Genomic DNA, 21,539 nt, shown 5'->3' on the forward strand with positions numbered 1-21,539 from the left:
AAATCAGTCAAGAAACCGGTCAGGAAACCAGTTTTTCCAGATCGTCGAGGGATAGACGTTTGAGGGCCTCCAGCGATTTAGCCAATTCATCCTGAGCGGGTGACAAACCACCGCGCAGGGCCTCGATGCGCTCGCAGAAAGCCTGCAGCGTCTGCGCGGCGAACAATTCCTTGAGCGCGATCTTGTCGCCCAGGCGCTCGGTAATCCGCGTCACCACCAGGGTCGCCAGCAACGAATGACCGCCCAGCTGGAAGAAGTTGTCGCCCAGGCCCACCTGCTCGACCTCCAGCACTTCCTGCCAGAGGCTGGCGACCTCGCGCTGCAACTCCGTCTGCGGCGCCTGGTAGTGGCTCTGCAACGGATTGCCGCCCAGGGCGATCAGCGCCTTGCGATCGAGCTTGCCGTTGGGGGTCAGCGGCAAGGCGTCGATCAGGTGCAGATGGCTCGGCACCATGTGCGCCGGCAGTTGCCCGGCCAGCGCCGTACGCAAGCCATCGGCAAAGGCTCGCGCATCATCGTTGGCCTGCGTCGCCACGACATAGCCATGCAGATGCTTGCCCGCCGCCCCGTCCTGGGCCAACACCACGGCCTCGCGCACCGACGGCAGTTGCAGCAGGCGCGCCTCGACTTCGCTCAGTTCGATCCGGAAACCACGAATCTTCACCTGGTGGTCGGCCCGCCCGATGTATTCGATCTGCTCCCGCTCGCCCTGGCGTACCAGGTCGCCAGTACGGTACAGGCGGTCGCCAGCAACCCCGAACGGGTTCGGCACGTAGCGCTCGGCAGTCAACCCCGGCCGCATCAGGTAACCACGGGAGACCCCGGAACCGGCCAGGTACAGCTCCCCCGCCACCCCTTCCGGCACCGGCAGCAACTGGGTATCGAGCAGGTAGGCGTCGGTGTTGTCCAGCGGCCGGCCGATATTCGCCGAGCCCTGGGCGGTGCGCAGGGTGAAGGTCGAGTAGGTGGTGTCCTCCGACGGACCATAGAGGTCGTAGACCTGTTTGACCGTCGTGCTGGCATAGAGGGTATCCACCAGCGTCTGCTTCAGGGGTTCACCGGCCAGGTTGATGGTGCTCACCGACGCCGGGATCTGTCCGGCGCGCTGCAGGGCGGCAATCGCCGACGGTACGGTGTTGATCAACCTGACCCGCTCGCGCTGCGGCAGCTCGACCAGGGCCAGGGCGTTGTCCGCCAGCACCAGGTAGCCGCCAGCCGCGAGGGTGACGAAGATCTCCCAGACCGACAGATCGAAGCAGATCGAGGTCGAGGCCAGTACCCCGCGCAACTGCTCGATACCATAGACGCCCAGGGACCACTGGATCAGCGCCGCCAGGTTGCCGTGACTGATCGCCACCCCCTTGGGCTTGCCAGTGGAACCGGAGGTGTAGATGACGTAGGCCAGGTTCTGCGGCAGGATCGAAACCGCTGGGGCCTGGGCCGGATAGGCCTGCAGCCAGTCCTCACCCTCCTCCACCAGCAACACTCGGGACGACAGGTCCCGTGGCAGGAACCGCAGCAGGCGCGACTCGCTCAACAGTACCGTCGCACGACTGTCCTCCAGCATATGCAGCAAGCGCTCCTGCGGATACTCGGGGTCCAGCGGCACGTAGGCGCCGCCGGCCTTGAGAATCGCCAGCAGGCTGACGATCATCCGCGGGGTGCGGCTCAGGCAGACGCCGACCCGCACTTCCGGCCCCACACCGAGCTCGCGCAGCTTGTGGGCCAGGCGATTGGCACTGCGGTCGAGGCTCGCATAGTCCACTTCGTGTTCGGCGAACAGGATCGCCGGGGACTGCGGCTGGGCCAGTACCTGGGCATTGAGGCGGGTGAGCACGTCACGCGGGTCAGTCGCCGTGTCTGTGCCCCTGCCCCAGTCCAGCGCCGCCTGGCGCGACGCGCCAACCCGCAGTTCCAGGTTGCCCAGCGCCTGTTGCGGCTCGGCCATGAAGGCCCGTAGCAGGTGCTCGAGCTCACGCCCCAGGCGCGCCACGGTCGGGGCATCGAAGCAGGCCCGGTCATAGCTCAGCCCCAGGCTCAGTTCGGCGCCCGTGACCGCCACCAGCGTCAGCGGGTAGTTGGTCTGTTCCTGGCGACGGATAGCGGTGAATTCGAGACCCGTTTCCGAAGCCTGGCCAAGAGCTTCGGCCATCGGGTAGTTCTCGAACACCAACAGGCTGTCGAACAGCCCGCCCGCACCAAGCCCGGCCCAGCGCTGGATATCGTACAGCGGGGTATGCTCGTGCTCGCGCAGCGCCAGGTTGAGGTCCTGCACCTGCTGCAACCAGGTCGCCACCGGCAACTGGGCAGAGGGTGCAGCGACCACCGGCAGGGTATTGATGAACAGGCCGATCTGCTGCTCCACCCCGGCCAGGTCGGTCGGTCGACCCGCCACGGTGGCGCCAAAGGCCACGCAGTCCTGCCCGGTGTAGCGCTGCAGCATGACCAGCCAGGCGGCCTGCACCAGGGTGTTGAGGGTGACCTTGTGTTCGCGGGCGAAGCGGTTCAGGTCGGCGGTCAGGGCCGCGCCAAACCGGTGTTCGTGCTCGCCATGCCCGGCCGTCAGCCCCTGCCGGCAACCCACGGCATTGGCCAGGCGGGTCGGCTCCTGCAGCTCGGCCAGGACGTTGGCCCAGAAAGCCTGGCTGGCCTGGGCGTCACGCTGGCCGAGCCATTCGATGTAGTCGCGATAGCGGCCAGCCCCCTGGGGGACGGCGGCACCGGCATAGCGCTGGAGCACTTCGCCGAACAGTTGCGACGTGCTCCAACCGTCCATCAGGATATGGTGGCTGGTGTGGATCAGGTGGTAATCGCTGGCCGTGGTACGTACCAGGATCAAGCGCAACAGCGGGGCCTGGCCCAACTCGAAACCTGCCGCCAGGTCGTCTCGTGCCAGTTGCTCGAGGGCTGCCGGCAGGTCGCTGCGTCCGCGCCAGTCATGCACCACCAGCGGGATCTGCACCTGGCGCCGAACGACCTGCAACGGTGCCGCCAGGTCCTGCGGCCAGACGAATACCGAGCGCAGGACCTCATGGCGGTCCAGGCCCTGCTGCCAGGCCGCGCGGAACCGCTCGACGTCCAGGTGGCGCACATCGGCCCGTAGCTGGTTGGTGTAGGCCGCGCCATCCGGCTCGTCGACCGCATGGAACAGGATGCCCTGCTGCATCGGCGACAGCGGGTAGATGTCCTCGATATCCGCCATGGCCACCGGCAGGCGCGCCAGCTGGGCCGAGGTCAGTGTCACCAGCGGGAAATCGGACGGCGTCACGCCCAATTGGCCGCCCTGGCTGCAGTGTTCGACCAGGCGGCCCAGTTCCTGCTCATAGGCGCGGGCCAGGGCCTCGATGGTCGCAGGCTGATAGCGCGCGCGACTGAACCCCCAGTCCAGTTCCAGTTCGCCGTCGAATACCTGGCCATTGAGGCTCAGCCAGTTGGCCGGGCGCTCTTCGGCCTGGTTGGCACCGCTGCTCTCGCCACTGGGCACGAACAGTGCGCCCTCGGCCTGATCGAAGCTACCGTCGAACTGCCCGAGGTAGTTGAAGGTCACCCGCGCTTCAGGCAAGGCCTGCAACTGACGGGAGAAATCCGCATCCGCCAGGTAACGCAGGAGGCCATAGCCGATCCCCTTGTTCGGTACCGCCCGCAGTTGTTCCTTGACCGCACGGATCGAGGCGCCCAGGTCCGCCTGTGGAGTCAGGCGCACCGGGTACAGGCTGCTGAACCAGCCGACCGTGCGACTCAGGTCGAGGTCATCGAACAGATCCTCGCGACCGTGGCCCTCCAACTGGATCAGCACCGACGGCTGTCGGCTCCAGTCGCAGAGAACCCGGGCCAGGGCAGCCAGCAGCAGATCGTTGATCTGGCTACGGTAGGCGGCCGGGGCAACGCTGAGCAATTGCCGGGTCAACGCCTTGTTCAACCGCGAAGCGGCATGACCGACACCAGGCTGCGGATGTTCCAAATGCTCGTCAGGCAGTTGTGCACCGGACTCGGCCAAGGTGCCCAACCAGTAACCGCGCTCGGTTGCCAGTGCCTCGCTGCATGCGTATGCCTGCAGGCGTTCGCCCCAGAGCTGGAATGCACTGCTCTTGGCCGGCAACTGCACGGTACGGCCGGCAACGATGGCGGTGTAGGCACTCTGCAGGTCCTCGAGCAGCACCCGCCAGGACACACCATCGACCACCAGGTGATGTACGACCAACAGCAGGCGCTGCTCACCCTCGGGCAACTGCACCAGCAATGCACGCAACAGCGGGCCGTCCTTGAGGTCCAGGCTGCGCTGAGCCTCATCGGCCAGGGCAGTGAGCCCGGCCGTGTCATCCAGTTCACGCAACCACAGCACGGCATTGTTGGCCGGCTGATAACGGGCCTGCCACTGCCCGCCCTGCTCGGAGAAGCCCAGGCGCAAGGCATCGTGATGCTCCAGCAGGCTGGCCAGCGCCATTTCCAGATGCTTGGGCTCCAGCACCTGCAGCGGCTTGAGCATGACCGACTGGTTCCAGTGATGACGCTGGGGAACATCCATTTCGAAGAAGCGCGCCTGGATCGGCAGCAATGGCTGTTCTCCGCTGATCTGTCGCGGTGCCTCGACGGCCGCTTTCTTTTCGATCAGCTTGGCCACCGTCGCCAGCTGGGCGATGGTCTGTTTCTCGAACAACTGCTTGGGACTGAGCTTGATCCCCTGGCGCTTGGCCCGGGCGATGATCTGCAGGCTGAGGATCGAGTCGCCGCCCAGCTCGAAGAAGTTATCCGTGCTGCCGACCCGCTCCAGCTTGAGCACATCGGCCCAGATCGCCGCCAGCTTCTCCTCGATCTCGCCCACCGGCGCGGTGTATTGCTGCTTGACCAGGCCCGGCTTGGGCAAGGCCCGCTTGTCCAGCTTGCCGTTGGCGGTCAGCGGCAGTTGCTCCAGCAGCAGGATCTGCGCTGGAACCATGTAGTCGCTCAGAGAAGCCTGCAGGCGCTGGCGCAATTCCTCGACCTGCAAAACCTTGCCGGCGGCCGGCACGCAGTAGGCCACCAGTTGCAGGCGCGTGGCGTCGTCTTCCATCGACAACGCCAGGACCGCAGCCTGTGCGACCGAGTCGAAGCCCTGCATCAGCCGGGCGACTTCCGCCGGTTCGACGCGGTAGCCGCGGATCTTCACCTGGTCGTCGTTGCGCCCCATGAACTCCAGCAGGCCCTGGCGGTTGCTGCGCACCCGGTCACCGCTGCGGTAGGCCCGGCTGCCCGGCTCGCCATAAGGGTCCGGCAGGAAGCGCTCGGCCGTCAGCCCCGGTTGCCCCAGGTAACCCAGGGCGACACTGGCACCACCGATGTACAACTCTCCCGGCACCTGCACGGCAGCGATGTTCAACACATCGTCCAGCACCAGGGTCCGGGCACCTGGCAGCGGCTGGCCGATGGCAATGCCACGGTCGATGGCTGCGGCGGCGGACACTTCGTGGGTCAACACGCCAACGGTGGTTTCACTGGGACCGTAGTGGTTGATGAAACGGCAGCCCGGCTTCAGCTCGCGAACCTGGCGCACCAGCGCTGGCGAGCAGGCTTCGCCACCGACGATCAGTGCGTGTTCCGGTAGGACATCGGCCGCACGGGTCGCCTGCAACAGGGCCGAGAGGTGCCCGGGAACGATTTTCAGGATGCCGACTCGGTGCTCGCTCATGTACTGGGCAAAGCCGTCCGGGTCGAACCCCAGCGCCTCCGGCAACACATGCAGGGTGCGACCGCCGCACAGGGCGCCGAACAGCATGGTGTGCCCGAGGTCGGCGGCAATAGTCGAGACCAGAGCCATGCTGGCGCCTGGCGCCAGGTCCAGGCGCTGTGTCAGGCCCTGCACGTAACTGGCCAGGGCACCATGGCTGACCAGCACGCCCTTGGGTTGCCCGGTGGAGCCGGAGGTATGAATCACATAGGCCGCAGACTGGGCCGACAGCTCCAGTCGTGGTGCAGTGGCCGGCTGCTCGCGCCAGTCGGTCGGGTTGAATGCCTGGGCGGCGCAGCCGGACGGCACCAGGCCATCCAGTCGTGTATCGTCCTCACTGCCCAGCAACAGTCGCGCACCGGCCCGTTCGAGCATCTGCCGCAGGCGCTCATCCGGGGCCTTGGTATCGAGCGGCATGTACACCGCACCCGCCTTGAGAATCGCCAGCAGGCTGGTCAGCCAATCCAGTGAACGCTCCATCAGCACCGCGACCGGCTCACCGATGCCCACGCCCCGCATGCGCAGGTGATGGGCCAGGCGGTTGGCAGCCTGGTCCAGTTCGGCGAAGCTCAGGGTTTGCCCAAGGCAACGCGCGGCCAGCGCTTCGGGCTGGCGACGAACCTGGGCATCCCAGTGTTGCAACACCAGCGGCGCGCTCTCCAGGCTGACTGCCGGCAGTGCTGGCAGCGCTCGGTTCAGGCTGAACAGCGGAGCCTGCGGGGCCTGCAGCAATGCATCGAACAGCTCGAGCAATGCCGGGACAAAGCCCTCGACCGTTGCGTGTTGGTAGAGGTCGCTGGCATAGGTCAGCTCGCCATGGATCAACGTGCCGTCGTCGGTGATGTCCAGGGCCAGGTCGAAGTGCGTACCGTCCTTGTGCAGCGGGTACTCGGCCACGCTCAGGCCCGGCAACTGCATCGAGCGCTGCTTCTGCATGCCGACGTTCTGGTTGAACTTGGCCTGGAACAGCGGGTTGTGGTCCAGGTTGCGCTCGGGCGCCAGGGCGTCCACCAGTTGTTCGAACGGCAACTCCTGGTGTGCCTGGGCGCCGAAACTGCTTTCGCGCAGATGGCCCAGCAGGTCGAGGAAACTCTGGCGCTCGTCGACTTCGCAACGCAGTACCTGGGTGTTGACGAAAAAGCCGATCAGGCCTTCGACTTCCGGGCGGCCGCGGTTGGCATTCGGCACGCCGACCCGGATGTCACGCAGGCCGGACTGGCGCGAAAGAAACAGCGAGTAGCCGCCCAGCACGAGCATGAACAGGCTGATGCCCTGGCTGCGGGCAAAGGCCGCCAATTGACGCGAGCGTTCGGCACCGAAGTCGAACTTCAGGGTCCGCCCTTCGAAACTCTGCACGGGCGGCCGCGGGAAATCGGCGGCGACGTCCAGCAGCGGCTGCTCCTCGCCCAGTTGCCGGCGCCAGTAGTCCAGCTGCCGTTCCCCCTCGCCGGCCTCCAGCCAACTGCGTTGCCAGATCGCATAGTCGGCGTACTGCAGCGGCAGGTCGGCCAGGCCCGGTTCGCGCCCCTGGCTGAACGCCTGGTAGGCCTGGACGAACTCCCTGACCATCACATCCATCGACCAGCCGTCGGAAACGATATGGTGCATGCTCACCACCAACACCCATTCGTCCGCAGCCAGGTGGATCAGGCTGGCCCTCAGCAGCGGCCCGTTGAGCAGGTCGAAGGGTTGCGCAGTGATCGCCCCCACCCGCTCGGCCAGCTCGGTCTCACGCGTCTCGTTGGCGCAACCCGACAGGTCCAGCCGGGTCAGCGGCACCGCCAGGTGCCCGAGGATCTGTTGGCAGGGTTGCTCGCCATCGATCAGGAACACCGTGCGCAGGACTTCATGGCGCTCGACGATATGCTCGAAGGCACGCTGCAACGCCGACTCGTCGAGCTGGCCGTGCAGGCGCAGGCCCGCCGCCATGTTGTAGGCGGCACTGGTGGGGTCGAGCTGCCAGAGGAACAGCAGGCGCTGCTGGGCATAGGACAGGGGAATCCGCGCCACATCATGGCGGCTGACCGGCATCGGCAACAGGCTGAAGTCCTTGCCCTCCTCGCTCAGCTTCGCCAGGAACTGCCGACGCTGCTCCAGCGGCAGGCCGATGAATCTTTTGGCGATACGTACCGCAGGGTTGCCACTCATGCTCCAAACTCCTCCAACGAACTCATGAACTGTTCCATGTCGGCCCAGTCGTTATCTGCAGCGCCCTGCCCCAGCGTCGCCAGCTCGGCGGCCAGTTCGCTCAGCAGCGGTTTTTCGAACAGGCTGCGCAGCGGCAGGCTGACCTCCAGGCGCGTCTTGACCCGGGCGATCACCTGGGCCGCGAGCAACGAATGCCCACCCAACTCGAAGAAGTGGTCGTCGAGCCCGACCCTCGGCACCTGCAGCACCTCTTCCCAGATCCCCGCCAGGCAGCGCTCGGTGTCGGTCTGGGGCTCGCGGTAGCTGGCCTGCAACTGGCTCGGATCGGGAACCGGCAGGGCCTTGCGGTCCAGCTTGCCGCTGGGGGTCAGCGGCAGGCGTGGCAATACCAGCAGGTGCGAGGGGATCATGTAGTCCGGCAGCCGGCCCTGCAGGGACGCCTTGACCGCAAGTCGCCAGACGCTCTGCTGCGCAGGCTCCAGGACCTGGTCGGCCACCAGGTAGCCGACCAGTTGCGTGCCACCGGCCAGGGGCAGCGCCAGGACCGCCGCCTCACGCACACCGGGACACTGCAGCAGGCGCGACTCGACCTCACCCAGTTCGATGCGAAAACCGCGGACCTTGACCTGATGGTCGACCCGGCCGATGTACTCCACCGCGCCATCCTCACGCAGGCGCGCACGGTCACCGGTGCGGTAGAGCCGCTCCCCCGGGGTGAAGGGATCGGCGATGAAGCGCTCGGCAGTGAGGGCCGACTGGCCCTGGTAACCACGGGCCAGGCCCGGGCCACCGATGTACAACTCGCCGATGGCACCTTGAGGCAGTAGTTCAAGATCGCCATCGAGCACCAGCAGGCGCCGCCGAGCCAGGCCGAAACCGATAGGCACACCGCGCCAGGACACCGTTTCGGCCGACAGCCCGGTGCAGTCGTAGGTGCTGGAGACCACGGTCGCCTCGGTCGGGCCATAGGTATTGACCAGGCGCACGCCACCCAACCCGGCCTGCTGCCACAGGCGCAGACCGTCGACAGCCATGGCCTCGCCACCGATATGGATCTGGCGCAGGGCGCCATAGCCGGCGGGTGGACGGGCCGCCCAGTCCTGTACCAGCAGGTGCCAATAGGCCGCCGGCAGGTCGGCCAGGGTGATGCCATGACGCAGGATCGCTTCGTGCAGCGTGGCGCTGTCCCACAGCCGCTCGTCACGCAGCACCACGCAGGCTCCCAGGCTCAGCGGCGGGAAGAACTGCTCGACAAAGCCGTCGAAGCTGCTGGTGGCGAACTGCAGAACCCGGTCGCTCGCCAGCAACCCACTGTACTCCGTGGCCCGGGCGACGAACTCCGTCAGCGCCTGGTGACTGATACCGACGCCCTTGGGCCGGCCAGTGGAGCCTGAGGTATAGATGACATAGGCCAGCGACTGCGGGGCCGGCGCCAGTTCCAGGTCGGCCTGGGCATAACCGCCGTCGTTGATACGGTCCAGGCACAAGGCCTCGACATCATCCAGCGGCGGCAGGCCGTCCAGCCACTGGCTGTGGGTCAGCAGCAGTTTCAGACCACTGTCCTGCAGCACATGGGCCAGGCGCGCCGGCGGCATTTGCGGGTCCAGCGGCACATAGGCACCGCCCGCCTTGAGCACCGCCAGGATGGCCACGGCCAGATCCAGCGTGCGCCCGATCGCCAACCCCACCAGCACCTCCGGACCCACCCCGTGCCCACGCAGCAGATGCGCCAGGCGATTGGCCCGGCGATTGAGTTCGGCATAGCTCAGGCTCGGCGCCTGGGCCGCATCGGCCAGAACCAGCGCGGTCGCCTCGGGACTGCGACGGGCCTGGGCCTCGAACAGTTGCACCATCGACAACGGACTGTCCGCAGGCGCCACGCTCTCGTCACCGTTGCCCAACAGGCCAGTGACTTCCGCTGCCGCCAGCATCGGTAACTGGCCGATCGGTCGCTGCGGGTCCTGGCACACGGCAACCAGCAGGTTGCGCCAGTGCCCGGCCAGGCGCTCGATGGTCGCCCCGTCGAAAATATCGGTGGCATAAGTGAAGGCCGCGAACAGCTGCTCGCCTTCCTCGCGGGTTTCCAACATCAGGTCGCTGGCGGCCGCGTGCTGGCGGGCCGCTCCAATACCCTGCTCGTCGTCCAGGTGGGCGACCCGCAACCCGCTCGCCAGTTGCCGGCCCTGCACGTCGGTAACCAGCGGCTGGTGATTGAACATCACCTGGAACAGCGGGTTGTGGCTCTGGCTGCGGGCCGGCTGCAGGGCTTCGATCAGGGCGTCGAACGGCAGCTCCTGATGCGCCTGCGCGCCCGAGGAGGCTTGGCGCAGGCTCTCCAGCAACTCGACGAACGGAGTCTGGCCGCGGACATCACTGCGCAGTACCTGGGTATTGACGAAAAAGCCGATCAGGCCTTCGGTCTCGCTGCGGGTGCGGTTGGCGATCAGGCCGCCCACGCGGATATCGCTCTGGCCACTGTAGCGATGCAGCAGGCTCTTGAACGACGCCAGCAGCACCACGAACAGCGACACGCCCTGACGCTGGGCCAGGCTCTTGAGTCGCTGGCGCAGCTCGCGGTCGACCTGCACCTCCAGGCGTGCGCCACGATGACTGGCCTGGGCAGGATGCGGCCGGTCGGTGGGCAGTTCGAGAACCGGATGCTCTTCTCCCAGGTGCTCACGCCAGTAGGCCAGTTGCCGCGCCTGCTCTCCGGCTTCGAGCCAACTGCGCTGCCACAGTGCGTAGTCGCGATAATGCACGGCCAGTGCCGGCAGCTCGGCCGTGGTACCGGCCACGCAAGCGTCGTAACAGCGACTGAACTCCTCGATCAGGATGTTCATCGACCAACCGTCGGCAATGATGTGGTGCAGCGTCAGCAGCAGCACGTGTTCCTGTTCGTCCAGGCGCAACAGGCGAATGCTCAGCAGCGGCCCCTGCTGCAGGTCGAACGCCTGCCCGGCTTCCTCGGCCATGATCTGCCGTGCGCGAGCCCGCCGCCGTGGTTCGTCCAGGGCCCGCAGGTCGTCTACCCGCACCGCGGCGGCTGTCGCCGGGGCGACGCGCTGGAACGCCCGCTCACCGTCCTGGCCAAAGGTCGTGCGCAGGCATTCATGCCGGGCCACCAGGGCACTGAAGGCCTGCTCGAGCGCCGCCAGGTCCAGCGGCCCATCCAGGCGCACCGCCATTGGCAGGTTGTAGGCCGCACTGTGGGGATCGAGCTGCCAGAGAAACCACATGCGCTGTTGTGCGTAGGACAGGCCGTCCCGCTCGGCGACGCCCTCGCAGGCGGCGATGGGCAGCAGCGAGAAATCGACGCCCTCCCGGTCCATGGCAGCCAGGAAGATACGGCGCTTGTCCTGGGGCAGCTCGATGAAACGGCGAGCGAGTTTCTGTGCGTCTTGGGGCTTCATGTGAGAGGGTCCTTGCTGATCGGCGGCACGGCCGGTGGGGCCTGGTCGTATCAACAAGGACGAACCGCCAACCCGAGGATTTAGCGTGCCGACAGGCGGTTTCTCGGGTATGGCGAAGCAGAGCGGTAAAAATCTGCGGATCGGCGTGGCAATTGCGACGAGTGACGTCAGTCGGCGGGCTGCGAATAGCCCTCAGCCATCGCCACCACCACCTTGCGCTTGCCGGTAAACGGCGAACGGGCGTGGGCGGCGAGCATGTTGTCGAGCATCAGCACATCGTTTTCCTGCCAGGGGAAACTGATGGTGCATTCGTCCAGCACGCCACGCACCTCGTCGAGCAGGTCGACCTCGATGGCCGAGCCGTCGCCGTAGTAGACGTTGCGCGGCAGGTCTTCCTCGTCCACCACCTCGAGCAGCGCTTCGCGCACCTCCGGTTGCAGGTTGGAAACGTGGAACAGGTGCGCCTGGTTGAACCAGACCATTTCCCGGGTCACCGGGTGATGCGCCACCACCTGGCAACGCTGGCGGGTACGCAACTCGCCATCATCCTTCCATTCGCACTCGATGGCATGGGCCCGGCAGTAGGCCTCGACCTGCGCTTCATCCTCGGTATTGAAAACCTGGCTCCAGTCCACGTCCAGGCCGTTGCCGAAGTTGCGCACGTACATCAGGCCCTTGCTGACCAGCCGCTCGCGGATACGCGCCGGTATCCGGCGATAGACCTCGCGGCTGTCGCAGATCGGCGTCTCGCCACCGGTCTGGGCCGCGATCACGCTGTAGAACCAGATCTTCATCGGCCACTCAAGGGTGTAGGCCTGCTCGTTGTGCAGCGGAATGCTCTGGTGCGCCGGGTATTCGGTGGAGGTGTACACCCCCTTGGTCACGTTGCTGCGTGGAGTCGAACCGAACTCGTAGTTGAGCAGCGGATGCCCGAACGCCGCGGCGAACTCACGGAAAGCCTCGGGACCGCCCACATCGAAACCGCGCAACAGGACACCGCCGGCCCGGTACAGGTGCTGGTCGATCAGGACCTTGCACTCGGCAAACGCCTCGCGCAGGTCAAGCCCGGGCTCAGGCGCCTGGATCAGCATGGGCAAGGTGCCCGAACCGGTCAGCAGCGGCCGGATATCCAAACTCAACGCATTGTTCATGACGACTCTTCTCCCTTGATCCTCGGCCGCCGCCCCAACGCCCGAACGTGGGACACAGCGGGTTTCACAGGAGGGAACGGATGGTCGAGGGGGAAAATTAGCCGGTGCCGGACACCGGCTGTCGGCCACTGAAACATTTACTTTCATATAGCCCTGCGTTTTTTGCCCGCTCATTCGTCTCATTTAGATGCAGCCGTTCGCGTAGGCAAAAGCCACGACCGGTTTTTTCGGGCGCGCGGTCCCTCTCAGGCCCCGCACCCTCCTCCGATGTCGAGAATCCGCTTTCCATGTCCAAGAAGTCCCGCTCGAAAATCTGGTTCCTGGTCCATAGCTGGCTGGCGCTACCCATCTGGTTCTTTGTCCTGATCGTCTGTGTCACCGGCACCCTGGCGGTGGTCAGCCAGGAGATCGTCTGGCTGGCCAACCCCGATATCCGCGCCAGCAAACCCTCCGATGACGCGCCCTTGCTCAGCTACGACCAGGTGCTGGCCGCCATCAAGAAGAATGAGCCCGAGCTGATCGTGCAGTCGATCCAGCGCCCGGACGAAAGCCACTTCGCCCTGCTGGCCGATATCGGCTATCCGGACGGACGCTCGGTGACGGTCTACGTCAATCCCTACACCGGGGTGATCCAGGGCATCAGTCCGCAGTTCAACTTCAAGAACTTCACCCGGGCCTTGCATGGCTGGTGGCTGGTGCCGTTCACCAACGGCTACAGCTGGGGCTGGTACCTGGTATCGCTGCTGGGTATACCGATGCTGGCCTCGCTGATCACCGGCCTGGTGGTCTACAAGCGCTTCTGGAAAGGGTTTCTCAAGCCAACCCTGCGTTTCAACCACGGGGCCCGGATCTTCTGGGGGGACTTCCATCGCCTGAGCGGGATCTGGTCGATCTGGTTCATCGCGGTGATCTCCATCACCGGCACCTGGTTCCTGATCCAGGCGATTCTCGCCGACAACCAGATCAGCATCGCCACCCGGCCCATCCCGGCCATCATCTCCCACGACAGCGCACCGTTGACGGCCGATGGTCGAGCGGCCCCGAGACTCGGTGCCGACGAAGCCCTGCGCATCGCCCAGCAACAGGTACCCGGGCTCGATGCCAGCTTCATCAGCCTGCCGGGCAACGCCTACAGTGCCTTCGAGGTCGGCGGCCGAAGCTGGTACCCACTGATGTACCAGACCCTGGAACTGAACCCCTACAACGGCAAGGTCGAACAGTCGCGCCTGCTGTCGGACCGCACGGGCCTGGAGTTCGTCACCGAGTCCATGCGACCGCTGCACACCGGTGACTTCGGTGGGCTGTGGGTCAAGCTGATCTGGTTCTTCTTCGGCCTGCTGCTGAGCATGATGGTCCTCAGCGGCCTGCTGATCTGGAGCAAGCGCACCGCGCTGGCCACGCTCAATGCCCTGAAACGCAGCAACAAGGCCGAGCGAGCCGAAAAGGCCAGGCCCCGTACCACCCTCGGCGCCGAAACCCCGGAGGTCAACCTGTGAGCAAGGCCGAAGCCGTACACCCGATCTCGCCCCTGAGCCGCCTCTGGCACAAGTGGCGCTTTCACCTGAACATCCTGCTGGTATTGATTCCGCTGGGCTTCATGCCGCGCTACTTCTCCGATGCGGCGCTGTTTCGTGGCGACACCGGGCTGGGCCAGCACGTCCATGAGTTGCAGGCCGGGCCCTGGAGCCTGCAGTTGGCCGAATTGTGGGACGAGGCGCCTCGCCGCGACGGCCCTGCCGGCTATTTCAAGAGTTTCAATGCCACGCTCTGTGCCAGCTGCGGCGAGCAGGTCAAGGCCACCTACCTGCGGGTTGGCAAGCCACGCAGCCTGCGCGCCGCCGGGGTGATCTTCTTCGGCACCCCCTACCGCATGGGCGCCGTGGTGCCGATCCCGCAGAACACCGCCGACGACGCCGAGCTGTGGGTCACTCTCGAAGGCTGGGACGGTTCGGTCCACCAGGCCTCCATTCCCCTGAGCCAGGCATCGCCACTGACCATGGCCTGGTTGAAAAAACAAGGTGCACGCCCATGACCCCATTGCCTCGTTTCACCTCTTGCGCTCCCCTGCGACGCCTGCTGAGCAGCGCAGCACTGATCGCCGCCAGCGGTCTGAGCCTGAATGCCTGGGCACATAACCCGATGTGCGAATGCAAGCAGATCGACGCCGAGCAGATCCAGTGCAAGGGCGGCTTTTCCGATGGCAGCGGTGCGGCCGGCGTGACCCTGGACGTGATCGGCTATGACGAAACCGTACTGGTGCCCGGCAAGCTCGGTGACGACTCGACGCTGACCTTCAAGAAACCTGCCACCGATTTCTACGTACTCTTCGACGCCGGCCCCGGCCATGTCGTGGAAGTCGACAAGGCGGACATCGAAGCCCCATGAGTACCTCTACCACCCAGGTTGTACGCCCCGCCGGTGCCGGCCACGAAACCCTCTACGTCCTGCTGTTTTGCCTGATCGTACTGCTGGTCGCCGGCTCCGTGGTGGCCCTGCACGGCGAGAAACAGGATGTCGCGCCGGTCGCGGCCCACCAACTGGATGCCCGCCGCGACCTCACGCCGGGCGAACAGGGCATCTACGCCGACCTGCGGGTCACCCTCGACGAGATCCACCTGCTGCAGCAGGACCAGCAGGCCCTGCCCTCCCCCGCGCAACTGGCCGAGGAAGGCTTCGCGCCCTTCGCCCAGGATGCCAGCTCGGTCAGTCGCGGCGGCCACCGCTGGCAGTTGCTGGAGTCGCCCGCGTACCTCGGCCTGAGCCAGGTCTCGACGACAGCCGGCTCGTTCCTGATGCGGATCGGCAGTGACGCGAATGCCGCGCCGGATATCTGGCTCACGCGCAACGCCAACCCGACAGTGCCCGGCGACCTTGCCGACAGCGCCCTGATTGCCGCTGGCTGGCAGCAGGTGGTCGCGCAATTCGACGCCGGCGTGACCCGCCAGCATCGCCACTGAGCCGCTCCAAACACCGTTCACCCGGAGAAGATCGCCCCCTCATGTCCATTTCAGCCCTGTTCAGCCGCCGTCGCCTGCTCCTGGCCCTGCTGCTCGCGCCGCTCCTGTCGACCTTCCAGGTCCATGCCGACACCGCCAAACGCCTGCGCATCGGCATCACCCTGCACCCCTACTACAGCTACGTGGCCAATATCGTCGGCGACAAGGCCGAGGTGGTGCCGCTGATCCCGGCCGGCTTCAACCCCCATGCCTACGAGCCACGGGCCGAGGACATCAAGCGCATCGGCACGCTGGACGTGATCGTGCTCAACGGAGTCGGCCACGACGACTTCGCCGACCGCATGATCGCCGCCAGTGAGAAACCACAGATCCCGCTGATCGAGGCCAACGAGAACGTACCGCTGCTGGCTGCCACCGGTATCGCCGCACGTGGCGCCGGCAAGGTGGTCAACCCGCACACCTTCCTGTCCATCAGCGCGTCCATCGCCCAGGTCAACAACATCGCCCGCGAACTGGGCAAGCTCGACCCGGACAACGCCAAGTTCTACACCGCCAACGCCCGCGCCTACGGCAAGCGCCTGCGCCAGCTGCGCGCCGACGCCCTGGCGAAACTGACCCAGGCGCCCAACGCCGACCTGCGGGTAGCGACGGTGCATGCGGCCTATGACTATCTGCTGCGCGAGTTCGGCCTGGAAGTCACCGCCGTGGTCGAGCCGGCCCACGGGATCGAGCCGAGTCCGAGCCAATTGAAGAAAACCATCGACCAACTGCGCGAGCTGGATGTGAAGGTGATCTTCTCGGAGCTGGACTTCCCGTCCACCTACGTCGAGACCATCCAGCGCGAGTCCGGGGTGAAGCTCTACCCGCTGTCGCACATTTCCTATGGTGACTACACCGCCGACAAGTACGAGAAGGAAATGAGCAACAACCTCAACACCGTGGTCAAGGCGATCCAGGAGGCGGGCGCATGACCGCCGCCGAGAGCATCGAGCGCATCGCCAGCGGGCCGACCCTGGACTTCGACGGGATCAACCTGACCCTGGGCCGCACCACCATTCTCGACAACGTCAGCTTCCAGGTCCGCCCCGGCCACGTGCATGCGCTGGTCGGTCCCAACGGCGGTGGCAAAAGTTCGCTGATCAAGACCCTGCTCGGGCAGATGCCGCACCAGGGCCACCTGAGCCTGCAATGGCAGGGTGCACCGGGCACCATCGGCTACGTCCCCCAGGCACTGGAGTTCGACCGTGGCCTGCCGATGACCGTCGACGATTTCATGGCTGCCATGTGCCAGCGCCGCCCGGCCTTCCTCGGCCTGTCGCGGCACTTCGCCGGGGCGATCGGCGAAGCGCTGGAGCGGGTCGGCATGCAGGACAAGCGCAAGCGGCGCATGGGTGCCCTGTCGGGCGGAGAACGCCAGCGGGTGCTGCTGGCCCAGGGGCTGATCCCGCCACCGCAACTGCTGGTGCTCGACGAGCCGATGTCGGCCCTCGACGAGGCCGGTATCCAGGTGTTCGAGCGCCTGCTCGGTGAGTGGCGCCGCGCCGGCATCACCGTGCTGTGGATCGAACACGACCTGGAGGCGGTCAAGCGCCTGGCCGACCGGGTCACCGGCCTCAACCGCAGGATCCTGTTCGATGCCAGCCCCGCCGAAGCACTGACGCCGGAGCGCCTGCTGACGCTGTTTTCCACTCACCCACGCGGCGAGGCCACTCAACCATGACCTATGAAGCTTTTCGCCTGATGATCCAGGGCTGGGCCGCCGACGGCCTGCTGCCAGCGGCACTGGCCTATGGTTTCGTGATCAATGCGCTGCTCGCCGGTCTGTTGATCGGCCCGGTACTCGGTGGCCTCGGCACCCTGGTGGTGGTCAAGCGCTTCGCGTTCTTCTCCGAATCGGTAGGTCACGCGGCATTGACTGGCGTCGCCATCGGCATCCTGCTCGGCGAACCCTACACCGGCCCCTACGGCAGCCTGTTCGGTTACTGCCTGCTGTTCGGCGTGCTGCTCAACTACCTGCGCAACCGTACCGGCCTGGCCCCGGACACGCTGATTGGGGTGTTCCTCTCGGTGTCGCTGGCCCTCGGCGCCAGCCTGCTGCTGATACTGGCCGGCAAGATCAACATCCACATCCTGGAAAACGTGCTGTTCGGCTCGGTCCTGACAGTCAACGGCAATGACCTGCTGGTACTGCTGGTGGTCGGTGCGCTGGTGCTGGGCCTGAGCCTGCCGCTGTACAACCGGATCATGCTGGCCAGCTTCAACCCACAGCTGGCCGCCGTACGCGGCGTCGCGGTGAAGGCCCTCGACTACCTGTTCGTGGTGCTGGTAACGCTGATCACCGTGGCCGCGGTCAAGGTCATCGGCGCGATCCTGGTCGGTGCCCTGCTGGTGATCCCGGCTGCCGCCGCGCGCCTGCTCAGCCAGTCGCTCAAGGGCTTCTTCTGGATCTCCGTGGCGATCGCCACCGTCAGCACCCTGAGCGGCATCCTGCTGCCGATCCTGTTCGACCTGCCCGTACCGTCCGGTGCGGCGATCATCCTGATGGCCGGTCTCGGCTTCGCCCTGGCGGCGATCGCCCGCGGTACCGTGCCCAGCCTCAAAGGGAATATCGGATAAATGCCAAATCTTCGCCCTCTCGCCCTTGCCCTGCTGCTGAGCGGCCTCTACAGCAGCGCATCGTTCTCCAGCCAGGCACCGATGCCAATCACCGCCAACCACGGCCTGGGCACTGCGGCCCTGCACACCAGCAGCGAGAAACAGAGCGTGCGTATCCTCGCCAGCCTGCCCGTCACCTACGGTCTCGGTGAAATCCTGCTCAAGGACAGCGGCGTCGAGCTGCAACGCGCCGCTGACGCCAACCTGCCAGGCAGCCGCCAGAGCGCCTATTTCAGCGGCCGTGGCGCTCCCGCCCTGCAGAAGCTGGCCAACCAGGCCGACGCAGTGATCGGCCTGCGCTCGTTGTGGCCGGATGATCCGCTGTACATCATGGCCCGGCGCAGCAACGTGCGCATCGTCGAGGTCGACGCCGCACGCCCGGTGGATGGCGCCTTGCCAGGCATCGCGGTGCAACCAGGCCAGGGCACCGATGGCCTGAACAGCCAGCCATGGCTGTCGAGCAACAACCTGGGGCGCATGGCCGATGTGACCGCCGCCGACCTGGTGCGCCTGGCGCCTGCGGCCAAGCCGAAGATCGAGAGCAACCTGGCGACGCTCAAGCAGCGCCTGCTCAAGCTCAGCGCCGACAGCGAAACGCGCCTGGCCAAGGCCGACAACCTCAGCGTATTCAGCCTCTCCGAGCGCTTCGGCTACCTGGTCGGCGGGCTCAACCTGGAGCTGATCCAGGTCGATGCGCGCAGCGATGAGCAGTGGACACCCGAGGCCCTGGCAAAACTGAGCGAAACCCTCAAGGACGCCGATGTGAAGCTGGTGCTGGATCACCGCCAGCCGCCGGAAGCGGTGAAGGCGGCGATTGCCCAGGCTGGCAGCACGCTGCTGGTACTCGAAACCGAGAGCGTCGATCCATTGACCGGGCTCGAAGCCTCGATCACCCAGGTGCTGGATATCCTGGCGCCGACATAAGTTGGAGTCTGGGGGGCTTGTGGTGGAGTTCCGGGCCTCTTCGCGGATAAATCCGGCTCCCACAGTGACCGAGCAAGACACACATCTTGTGAGCGCCGCAAAAACGGTGGGAGCCGGATTTATCCGCGAAGAGGCCATTGCAGACACCAACAAAAAAGGCACCTTCACAGGTGCCTTTCTTCGAGCCCTACAATCAGGCCACCTGGGCGTCCATCTTCTGGCGCAGGCTCAGGGGGCGCATGTCGGTCCAGACCTCCTCGATGTAGGCCAGGCACTCCTTCTTGAAGCCGCTCTTGCCTACGGCTCGCCAGCCATTGGGGATTGCCTTGTAGTCCGGCCAGATCGAATACTGCTCCTCGTGATTGACCACCACCTGAAAGACGATGTCATCGCGATCGAATACTGAAGTCATTGCGGTTCTCCATGAGAGTGGGTTGAGGCCACGCCGTTTGCGTGGCACTCGTGTAGTTGAAAACGTTCGGCCCCGGCAAAAAATTAGAGCTGGGGCAGCGCAGCCTCCAGGGCCTGGCCGAAGATCCGGGCCACTTCGTCGACCTGCGCGGCGGTGATCACCAGCGGTGGCAGGAAACGCACCACGCCGCCATGACGCCCGCCCAGTTCGAGGATCAGGCCGCGCTTGAGGCACTCACGCTGAAGCAGCGGTGCCAGTCGTGGCAATGCTGGCGGGTGGCCCTGGGCATCCGGGGCGCCGGCCGGATCGACCAGCTCGACCCCCAGCATCAGCCCGCGTCCGCGAATATCACCCAACTGCGGGAAATCACGCTGCAGCAGGCGCAGGTGTTCGCACAGGCGCTCCCCCATGGCGTGCGCATGGGCGGGCAGATCGTGCTCCTTGAGGTAGCGCATGACCGCGGAACCGGTCGCCATGGCCATCTGGTTGCCACGGAAAGTGCCGGCATGTGCCCCCGGAGCCCAGGTGTCGAGCCAGTCACGATAGACCATCACCGCCAATGGCAGGCTGCCACCGATGGCCTTGGACATCACCACCACATCCGGGACGATTCCGGCGTGCTCGAAGGCGAACATTTTACCGGTACGGCCGAAACCACTCTGGATCTCGTCGACGATCAGTGCCACGCCGGCCTTTTCGGTGATCCGCCGCAGGCCACGCAGCCAGTCGAGGTCCGCCGGGATCATGCCGCCTTCGCCCTGCACCGCCTCGACGATGATCGCCGCCGGCAGTTGCACACCGCCTTCGGGATCGTTCAGCAGGTTCTCCAGGTAATGCAGGTTGACCTTGACCCCTTCGGCGCCCCCCAGACCGAACGGGCAACGATAGTCATGGGGATACGGCAGGAACTGCACGCCATTGCCCAACAGCGCGCCCAGCGGCTTCTTCGGCCCCAGGTTGCCCATCAGGCTCAAGGCCCCCTGGCTCATGCCATGGTAGGCGCCCTGGAACGACAGCACGGTGCTGCGTCCGGTGGCCGTGCGTACCAGCTTGAGGGCGGCTTCCACCGCATCGGTACCGGTCGGGCCGCAGAACTGGATCTTCGCTTCCTTGGCCAGGGCCTCGGGCAGCAGGCCGAACAGGTCCTGGACGAACTGGTCCTTGACCGGCGTGGTGAGATCGAGGGTATGCAGCGGCAGTTCATCAGCCAGTACCTGCTGGATCGCCTCGATCACCACCGGATGATTGTGCCCCAGCGCCAAGGTGCCGGCGCCGGCCAGGCAGTCGATGAAACGACGACCTTCGACGTCCTCGACATACAGGCCCTTGGCCCGCTTGAGCGCCAGCGGAATACGCCGCGGGTAGCTGCGGGCATTCGACTCCTGGCGGTTCTGCCTGGCCAGCAGCGGCGATTCGTCGAACTGGTAGAGCTCTTGCGCCGTGGACTGGCTGGGGCGGATCGGCGGTTTTTCGATAAGGCTGGTAGCGACTGACATCTCTCGATCCCTCAATAGCGGGTGGGGTGGCCAAAACCTTCATCCGCGCGCGGGTACGTGCGCGCGAATTGCATCTTCTGGAAACGCACCAGCCGGGTCGGGATTTACACCTTCCAGGGGATTGTTGGATGTTTTTTAGATCGTTGGGGCGGGGTTGGCAGCCCTCCCGAACCGACAGGGATTGCGTGCCCCCTTTCAGACCAGTGGCTTATGCATCGGAATCGCGATAAACCCCGCCACCCTGAAGGACTGCGCCGTCTGTCGGTAACCCAGGTGCCGGTAGAAACCCTCGGCAGTCAGGGTGCTGTTGAGCCGCACCGTGCCATGCCCTGCCGCCGTCAACCAGCGCTCCAGTCCGGCCACCAGCGCTCGCGCGATACCTCGCCGGAACCACTCCGGCTGCACGTAGCACAGCAGGATGCGCCCATCGTCGCGCGCCATGCCCACGCCCGCCGGCTTGCCCTGCCAGTGCGCCAGGTTCAGGTACAGCCGCGGATCGGCCAACCAGGGCAGCACATGCCCGATACTGCGGGTCCGGATCCAGGCCTCGAGCCGCGCGGGCTCGTTGCGATGATCGCGCGAACAGCCGACCCGGATGGAGCGCTGGAGTATCCGGCTGATGATCCCGGCATCAGCGGCGATAGCCGGGCGAATGTCGATGGCAGTGTCCATGACGCATGAC

The 21,539-nt window shown here is 65.8% G+C and carries 13 protein-coding genes and 1 pseudogene; 8 read left to right on the top strand and 6 right to left on the bottom strand.

Features of this window, described 5'->3' with window-relative positions; genetic code table 11:
* Positions 1-19: 19 nt before the first annotated feature.
* From HU752_RS23550 to HU752_RS23560, 3 genes are all read right to left on the bottom strand, one after another.
* A complete protein-coding gene (locus tag HU752_RS23550) occupies positions 20-7,852 on the bottom strand; it encodes a non-ribosomal peptide synthetase (protein WP_186687548.1) in 7,833 nt (2,610 codons plus the stop codon).
* Positions 7,849-11,262: a non-ribosomal peptide synthetase gene (locus HU752_RS23555; protein WP_186687550.1), complete on the bottom strand. Its 3,414-nt coding sequence runs from the start codon at positions 11,260-11,262 to the stop codon at positions 7,849-7,851. Before HU752_RS23555 ends, HU752_RS23550 begins: the two co-directional genes overlap by 4 nt.
* A 167-nt stretch (positions 11,263-11,429) precedes the next feature.
* Positions 11,430-12,413, bottom strand: a complete 984-nt coding sequence (locus HU752_RS23560; protein WP_186687563.1) for a TauD/TfdA family dioxygenase — start codon at positions 12,411-12,413, stop codon at positions 11,430-11,432.
* Between the two features lie 287 nt (positions 12,414-12,700).
* Between HU752_RS23560 and HU752_RS23565 the strand changes: the two genes are divergently transcribed.
* The 8 genes and pseudogenes from HU752_RS23565 to HU752_RS23600 all read left to right on the top strand — a co-directional run bounded on the left by HU752_RS23565 (position 12,701) and on the right by HU752_RS23600 (position 18,949).
* Positions 12,701-13,909, top strand: coding sequence for a PepSY-associated TM helix domain-containing protein (locus HU752_RS23565; RefSeq protein ID WP_186687566.1), 1,209 nt, complete (start codon positions 12,701-12,703; stop codon positions 13,907-13,909).
* Positions 13,906-14,445 (top strand): PA2404 family protein, encoded by a 540-nt coding sequence (locus HU752_RS23570; RefSeq protein ID WP_186687569.1) that lies wholly within the window; start codon positions 13,906-13,908, stop codon positions 14,443-14,445. Before HU752_RS23565 ends, HU752_RS23570 begins: the two co-directional genes overlap by 4 nt.
* Entirely contained in the window at positions 14,442-14,798 is a 357-nt protein-coding gene (locus tag HU752_RS23575) for a hypothetical protein (protein WP_186687572.1), read from the top strand. The genes HU752_RS23570 and HU752_RS23575 overlap by 4 nt, the downstream gene beginning before the upstream one ends.
* Positions 14,795-15,370, top strand: a complete 576-nt coding sequence (locus tag HU752_RS23580) for a DUF6162 family protein (RefSeq protein WP_186687575.1) — start codon at positions 14,795-14,797, stop codon at positions 15,368-15,370. The genes HU752_RS23575 and HU752_RS23580 overlap by 4 nt, the downstream gene beginning before the upstream one ends.
* Positions 15,360-16,341, top strand: a pseudogene (locus tag HU752_RS23585) (metal ABC transporter substrate-binding protein). Before HU752_RS23580 ends, HU752_RS23585 begins: the two are co-directional and overlap by 11 nt.
* Positions 16,338-17,090, top strand: a complete 753-nt coding sequence (locus HU752_RS23590) for a metal ABC transporter ATP-binding protein (protein ID WP_186687581.1) — start codon at positions 16,338-16,340, stop codon at positions 17,088-17,090. Before HU752_RS23585 ends, HU752_RS23590 begins: the two are co-directional and overlap by 4 nt.
* A complete protein-coding gene (locus HU752_RS23595) occupies positions 17,087-17,986 on the top strand; it encodes a metal ABC transporter permease (RefSeq protein ID WP_186687583.1) in 900 nt (299 codons plus the stop codon). The genes HU752_RS23590 and HU752_RS23595 overlap by 4 nt, the downstream gene beginning before the upstream one ends.
* Positions 17,987-18,949 carry a metal ABC transporter solute-binding protein, Zn/Mn family gene (locus tag HU752_RS23600; RefSeq protein ID WP_186687588.1) on the top strand — a complete coding sequence of 321 codons (963 nt, stop codon included), beginning with the start codon at positions 17,987-17,989 and terminating at the stop codon, positions 18,947-18,949. It abuts the gene before it with no gap.
* A 193-nt stretch (positions 18,950-19,142) separates the two neighbouring features.
* Here the strand turns inward: HU752_RS23600 and HU752_RS23605 are convergent, their stop codons facing one another.
* From HU752_RS23605 to HU752_RS23615, 3 genes are all read right to left on the bottom strand, one after another.
* On the bottom strand, positions 19,143-19,361 hold the full coding sequence (locus HU752_RS23605) for an MbtH family protein (protein ID WP_017905458.1): 219 nt from the start codon (positions 19,359-19,361) through the stop codon (positions 19,143-19,145).
* Positions 19,362-19,444: 83 nt separating this feature from the next.
* On the bottom strand, positions 19,445-20,857 hold the full coding sequence (locus HU752_RS23610; protein ID WP_186687589.1) for an aspartate aminotransferase family protein: 1,413 nt from the start codon (positions 20,855-20,857) through the stop codon (positions 19,445-19,447).
* Between the two features lie 195 nt (positions 20,858-21,052).
* Positions 21,053-21,529 carry a GNAT family N-acetyltransferase gene (locus HU752_RS23615; protein WP_186687590.1) on the bottom strand — a complete coding sequence of 159 codons (477 nt, stop codon included), beginning with the start codon at positions 21,527-21,529 and terminating at the stop codon, positions 21,053-21,055.
* Positions 21,530-21,539: the final 10 nt, after the last annotated feature.

The organism is Pseudomonas vanderleydeniana (assembly GCF_014268755.2).
Taxonomy (GTDB): Bacteria; Pseudomonadota; Gammaproteobacteria; order Pseudomonadales; family Pseudomonadaceae; genus Aquipseudomonas; species Aquipseudomonas vanderleydeniana.